The sequence below is a fragment of the Accumulibacter sp. genome (genome assembly GCF_016789985.1).
Classification (GTDB): Bacteria; Pseudomonadota; Gammaproteobacteria; order Burkholderiales; family Rhodocyclaceae; genus Accumulibacter.
In genome coordinates this window covers 1-5,792 of record NZ_JAEUOL010000096.1, presented here as the reverse complement: position 1 = coordinate 5,792, position 5,792 = coordinate 1, and the positions used below count along the sequence as shown (strand labels likewise).

General features: G+C 64.4%; 5 protein-coding genes. All 5 read right to left on the bottom strand.

Annotated elements, in window-relative coordinates:
- Positions 1 to 765 precede the first annotated feature (765 nt).
- Positions 766 to 2,160, bottom strand: a complete 1,395-nt coding sequence (gene pssA, locus JNK99_RS05775; RefSeq protein ID WP_291849956.1) for a CDP-diacylglycerol--serine O-phosphatidyltransferase — start codon at positions 2,158 to 2,160, stop codon at positions 766 to 768.
- A 204-nt stretch (positions 2,161 to 2,364) separates the two neighbouring features.
- Entirely contained in the window at positions 2,365 to 2,553 is a 189-nt protein-coding gene (locus tag JNK99_RS05770) for a DUF5668 domain-containing protein (protein ID WP_291849953.1), read from the bottom strand.
- A gap of 80 nt (positions 2,554 to 2,633) precedes the next feature.
- Positions 2,634 to 4,076: a bifunctional 2-methylcitrate dehydratase/aconitate hydratase gene (locus JNK99_RS05765; RefSeq protein WP_291849950.1), complete on the bottom strand. Its 1,443-nt coding sequence runs from the start codon at positions 4,074 to 4,076 to the stop codon at positions 2,634 to 2,636.
- A gap of 33 nt (positions 4,077 to 4,109) precedes the next feature.
- Complete coding sequence (gene prpC / locus JNK99_RS05760) at positions 4,110 to 5,267, bottom strand: 2-methylcitrate synthase (protein WP_291849947.1); 1,158 nt, start codon at positions 5,265 to 5,267, stop codon at positions 4,110 to 4,112.
- Positions 5,268 to 5,416: 149 nt separating this feature from the next.
- The coding region (locus tag JNK99_RS05755; RefSeq protein ID WP_291849943.1) for a septal ring lytic transglycosylase RlpA family protein at positions 5,417 to 5,792 on the bottom strand (376 nt) is incomplete at its 5' end.

Below are 5,792 nucleotides of genomic sequence, written 5' to 3'. Positions count from 1 at the left end.
CGGCTCTCCTCCATGGCCTCTACACCCTATTCGCCATGCTCGAAACCCTCAAAAACCACTCCACCGACGAGCTTCAACGCTTCGCCCAGCTCGCCAACAACCTGGCCCCAGACCCCTCTTGCGTTGTGTAGATACTCATGCTTCGGGAGCATGGGGATAGCTGCGGGAAGTGCCGATCTCGTTCTTGCCGTCGTGGAAGAGATTGACGTTGCGCGTGATGCCCCTCGAGGTATCGGCCATCGACTCCCATCCGGCCGGCCTTGACCCGCTCGGGCACGCCGCCCAGGGTTTCGAGCAGAACGTTGCCAGGGCAGCGGCTGACCGACAGCCAGATGCCGGCGCTGATCCGTGCCCGCCCTGCCGAACCCAAGGGTGCCTGCGGCAGAGTCCGGGCAGGGTGCGGGAACTGTGCGGGCTGGCGGCTTTCCAGCCGGCAAGGGCCAGTCTGCGAGCCACACCTTCCAGGACCAGCTCCGGGACTACGGCATGACCGGCTCGATGAGCCGCAAGGGCCACTGCCGGGAAAACGAGCGAAGCGCCGTTTTGCGAGCCGTCAGAATGGGCAATAACGAACAGTTCCCAGGCGGTACGCTGGTCGAACGGGCAGTCCGGTGCGGCTTGCGCGTTCGACTACGACAGGAGCGGCACGATCGAACCACGAGGTGGCGAACGACGCACACCGGACGCCAGTCGCAGACGTCGGTGCAGCCGTGCTCGTCACATCACTCACCGGTGGCCGATGCCAACAATCTGCGTTACTCGCCATCAGAGCACCTGATTGAGCAGGCGATCGGCGCGCGTACGGGCGAGGCGCTTGACGATGCGGCGCACCGGCTCGGGATAGCTCTCGAAGGAATCGAGCGATCGATGATGATCGAGGCGCCGGGCATGCGCCCGGATACGTTCCACCTCGGCCCGATGCTGGGCGACCAGGCTGCCCTGTGGATCATGGATCAACAGGCCGTTTTCCAGGTCCAGGCGCCAGGCGCGCGGATTCAGGTTGCTCCCCGTGAGCAGCGCGTAGTCGTCGTCCACCAGCAGGCCCTTGAGGTGGAAACTGTGATTCTCGTGGCGCCAGAGATACAGTTCGAGCAGGCCACCGTCGACCGCCGCCTGGTGGGTCTTGCAGAAACGCCGCAGGTTTGCTTCATAGAGATAGGGGAGCGCGCCGATGCTGGTGAACGGCTGCTCGGGCGGTATGTAGAAATCGTTGGCGATCTTGTCGCCGACGATGATCGTCACCCGGCAGTGTTGCCTGATTTTTTCCTCGACCGCCCGGCGGACGGGGCCGGGAAGGTTGAAATAGGGCGTGAATAGCAGCAGTTCCCGCTGCGCGCGCCGGATCAGTTGCAGGACGACGCGATTGAGTTCGTTGTCGCGTGCCCCGAAGCCAAGAAGGGGGGTGATTGTCACCTCGCCCTGGCCAGCCGCCTCGGCCAGCACAGTGTAGCGGCTTTTCACCAGCACCCGGCGAAATCTGATGATGGCGCCGCGCAGCGAGCGGGTTTTCGGTCGCGGCTCGCCATCCAGCGGACAGACGGCCGGATTGCCGCGCAGGACGCTGCTCATCAGCGCGGCCATGCTGTCTGCCAGCGCTCGGCTTTCGATCAGGTGATAGCGATCGAGCCGGTAGCGTTCGGCCCGCTGCAGGTAGACATCGTTGAGGCTGGCGCCGCTGTATAGGACCTTGTCGTCGATGACGAAGCCCTTGAGGTGCATCACACCCATCCACTCGCGGATCTGCACGGGAACGCCGAAGATCGGGACGCCCGACCCCAGGCGCTGCGCCATGGCACGGTACAAGGCGGCATTGCCGGCACTTGCCTCCTTGCCGATCAACCCGCGCTGAGCACGGTGCCAATCGACGAAGACGGCAATCTGCAGTTCCGGACGAGCGGCCTTGGCCGCGTAGAGGGCTTCGAGCACCTCGCGGCCACTCTCGTCATCCTGCAGGTAGAGGGCCGTCAGCAGGATCCGGTGCCGGGCCTGTGCCATGAGGTCAAGCAGCCTTATCCGGAAATCCACCGGGCTGGCCAGGGTGTGTACGCCGCTTGCCGCCACGGCGATGCCGCGGCAGCCGGCCAGAGGCGTCACCGGCTTGCGACGACCCCGCAGCCGCTGCATGGCGGCGACCAGGGTGGAGGACACGGCAAGTTGCACGGGGTCTCGCCTACGGGGTGACGGCCTGCTGCCCACTGCGGCGGGCGGTGGCCGATTGCGGCAAGGTCTGGCCGCTGTTGCGGGCCGGGACGGGCGAGGCGGCCGGCGGTTTCGCGACCACGCCGACAGAACGCGCAATGGTGCCCGGCAGCCCGTTCGGCGCGCGGACGATGACTCCGGCGCCGCTGCCTTGCCCTGGCCCGGCTAGCGCTCGCGTTTGCTGCGTTGCCCGGTGTCGGGCGCCAGGAACATGCCGATGCCCAGCAGGATCAGCAGCACAGGCCACCAGGTGCCGAGCAGACGGACAAAGTCCACCTGCAGCCAACCCAGATTGCTTGCCAGAGCCAATACGCCGATCAGAATCAGTGCGCTGGCGCCGAGATTTCCTTTCATCGTCCTTCCTCCCGAGTCTGCCCGACAGCGGCAGCGCGCCGGCGACCCGCTCCGACTCCCGGCAACACGCCTGACGCCGATCAGGGCACATAAAGATCGAGGAAACTGCTCACGGCCAGATCCCCGAGTTGAAAGACGTCGCGCGACGCTGCTTCTATCTTCTGTTGCTGATCAGGCGAGAAGCGACCTGCCAGATGGGCGGTGAATTTATCGAGCAGCACCGGAATTCCCTCGGCACGCCGTCGGCAGTGACCGAGCGGGTACTCGACAACGATTTCCTGCGTCCGGCTACCATCCGTGAAGAATATCTGCATGGCGTTGGCGATCGAGCGCTTACACGGGTCCAGATAATCGGTCGAGAACCTGGGTTCCTCGCTGACCTGCATCTTCGTTCGCAGAACATCGATGCGCGGGTCTGCCGCCGCTTCGTCCTCGTAGTCCTCGGCGGTCAGGTTGCCCTTCAGCAAGCCAACGGCGACCATGTACTGCAGGCAGTGGTCCCGGTCGGCGGGATTATGCAGGGGCCCCTTCTTGTCGATGATGCGCATTGCCGATTCGTGGGTGCGGATCACCACCCGGTCGATCGTCTCAAGCCGCCCGGCCACCTGCGGGTGCAGCTTCAAGGCGCACTCGACGGCCGTCTGGGCGTGGAACTCGGCCGGGAAACTGATCTTGAACAGAACGTTCTCCATTACGTAGCTGCCATAAGGGCGCGGCAGGCGGAATTGCCGTCCTTTGAACAGCACATCGTAGAAGCCCCAGGTCGGCGCGCTCAACACCGACGGATAACCCATCTCGCCCTTCATCGAAATGAGCGCCAGGAGCACGCCGCGCGCTGTCGCGTCACCGGCCGCCCATGACTTGCGCGAACCGGTGTTTGGCGCGTGCCGATAGGTACGCAGCGGCTGACCGTCGACGAAGGCTTGCGAGACGGCGTTGATGACTTGCTCGCGATCGCCACCCATCAGCCAGGTGCAGACCGCCGCACTCGCCACCTTGACCAGCACCACGTGATCCAGGCCAACACGATTGAAGCTGTTTTCGAGCGCCAGAATGCCCTGAATCTCGTAGGCCTTGATCATCGCTTCGAGCACCAGGCGCATCGGCAAGGCTTCCTGCCCTTTGGCCACCCGGCTGCGCGACAGCCAGTCGGCAGTCGCCAGGATGCCGCCCAGATTGTCCGACGGATGTCCCCACTCAGCGGCCAGCCAGGTGTCGTTGAAGTCCAGCCAGCGAATCATGGCGCCGATGTTGAAGGCCGCCTGTACCGGGTCGAGTTCGAAGCCGGTACCCGGAACCCTGGCGCCGTGGGGTACGACGGTGCCCGGAACGAGCGGTCCGAGCAGCTTGCTGCAGGCCGGATAGGCCAGTGCTTCGAGGCCACAACCCAGCGCGTCGATCAGGCAGTAGCGAGCGGTTTCGACGGCCGCCCGCGAGCCGATGCTGAAATTCAGCACGTAGTCGGCGATATCGGCCAGCACTTGGTCGGGATGGCCACGTGTGGCGGGTATGCGTGTCGTCATCCGGCTACCTGGTGGCCCTCGTGCGGCAAGCGCTCAGGCGCGCTGAGCGAGCGGGACAAATTCCTGAACCTCCGGCCCGGTGTAGTTGGCCGACGGGCGGATGAGCCTGCCGTCGATGCGTTGCTCGATGACATGGGCCGCCCAGCCGCTGGTCCGGGCAATCACGAACAGCGGCGTAAACATCGATGTCGGCACAGCCAGCATGTGGTAAACCACGGCCGAAAACCAGTCAACATTGGGAAACATGCGTTTCTGCTCCCACATCACCGACTCGATGCGGCTGGCCACGTCGAACAGCATCAGGTTGTCGCCATCGATGCACAACTGCTGGGCAACGGCGCGGATCACCTTGTGACGCGGGTCGGCGATCGTATACAGCGGGTGGCCGAAGCCGATGATGATTTCCCTGTTGTCCAGCCGACGCCTGATGTCCTGCTCGGCATGCCGGGCGTCGTTGTAGCGGCTTTGAATCTCGAACGCCACCTCGTTGGCGCCGCCGTGCAGGCGGCCGCTGAGTGCGCCGATGGCGCCACTGATCGCCGCATAGAGGTCGGCCCCGGTACCGGTGATGGTGCGTGCGGTGAAGGTCGAAGCGTTGAACTCGTGTTCGGCGTAGAGCACCAGCGACTTGTCGAGGCTGCCCGCACGCAGCGCCGTCGGTGCCTTGCCACGCAGGAGATGCAGGAAGTGCGCGGCAATCGAGTCGTCATCGGTCTCGGTGTCTATCCGACGACCGTTGTGCGACCAGTGATACCAATAGAGCAGCATCGACGCGAAGCTGGCAATCAGTCGATTGGCAATCTCGCGCGCCGCGCCCGGGTTATGGTCCTGCGCTTCGGGCAGGATCGTACCGAGTGCCGAGCAGCCGCTGCGCAGGACGTCCATCGGGTGTGACGAGGCCGGCAGGTTTTCGAGTACCGGCCGCAGCATCACCGGCAAGCCACGCAGCGTCTTCAGTTTCTTTTTGTACTGAGTGAGCTGGGTCAGGCTGGGCAAGCGCCCATAGAGCAACAGGTAGGCAACCTCCTCGAAAGTCCCATGTTCGGCCAGGGCAATGATGTCGTAACCGCGGTAATGCAGATCGTTACCGTTACGTCCAACCGAACAGATCGCCGTGTCACCCGCCACCACACCCGACAAGGCGACGGACTTCTTCACCCTGGGCAGATCACTTTCCAGCGCCTCGTCCATGCTGTCTCCCTCCTGGCTGAAACCTGCACCGCTGCCCAAATTCCGCAATCGGTGCGCGAGTATTCCCGAGTTTGGCAAGCCAGGTCAACTGGCCGCGCGGGGGAACTGCCGGTTGCGGGTCCACGGTCGCCGACCGGGTTGCGGTCTCCCTACTTGTCGGCTCTGATAACATCCCGTCCATCCTGCGCATGCAGGTGTACCGGCGGCTGGAAGGCAAGCAGGCAGGCGTGTTCATGGCCGATCAGGTACTTCGGCAGGGCGACGACTTCCACTTCGGCCACCCCGGCGTCGATCATGCCGAGGCGAACAGCCGCCTCACGCGACAGGTCGATCAGCCGACTGCGGTGTCCCATCCGGTCATTGATCCTGACCACCACGCAACGCGCCGACGGCACGCGGCGGACGGCCACCAGTGTGCCGAGAGGAAAGCGATTGCTCGCGGCCGAGATGATGTGGTGCTCATAGCTCTCACCGGAAGCGGTCTTGCGGCCGCCAAACGGCGCGCCGTAGAAGCTGGCTCTGCCG

What these genes read in the sequence shown, in the direction of transcription:
- prpC (WP_291849947.1), bottom strand. Translation starts at nt 5,267, where the DNA reads ATGGACGAGGCGCTGGAAAGTGATCTGCCCAGGGTGAAGAAGTCCGTC.
- JNK99_RS05765 (WP_291849950.1), bottom strand. Translation starts at nt 4,076, where the DNA reads ATGACGACACGCATACCCGCCACACGTGGCCATCCCGACCAAGTGCTG.
- JNK99_RS05770 (WP_291849953.1), bottom strand. Translation starts at nt 2,553, where the DNA reads ATGAAAGGAAATCTCGGCGCCAGCGCACTGATTCTGATCGGCGTATTG.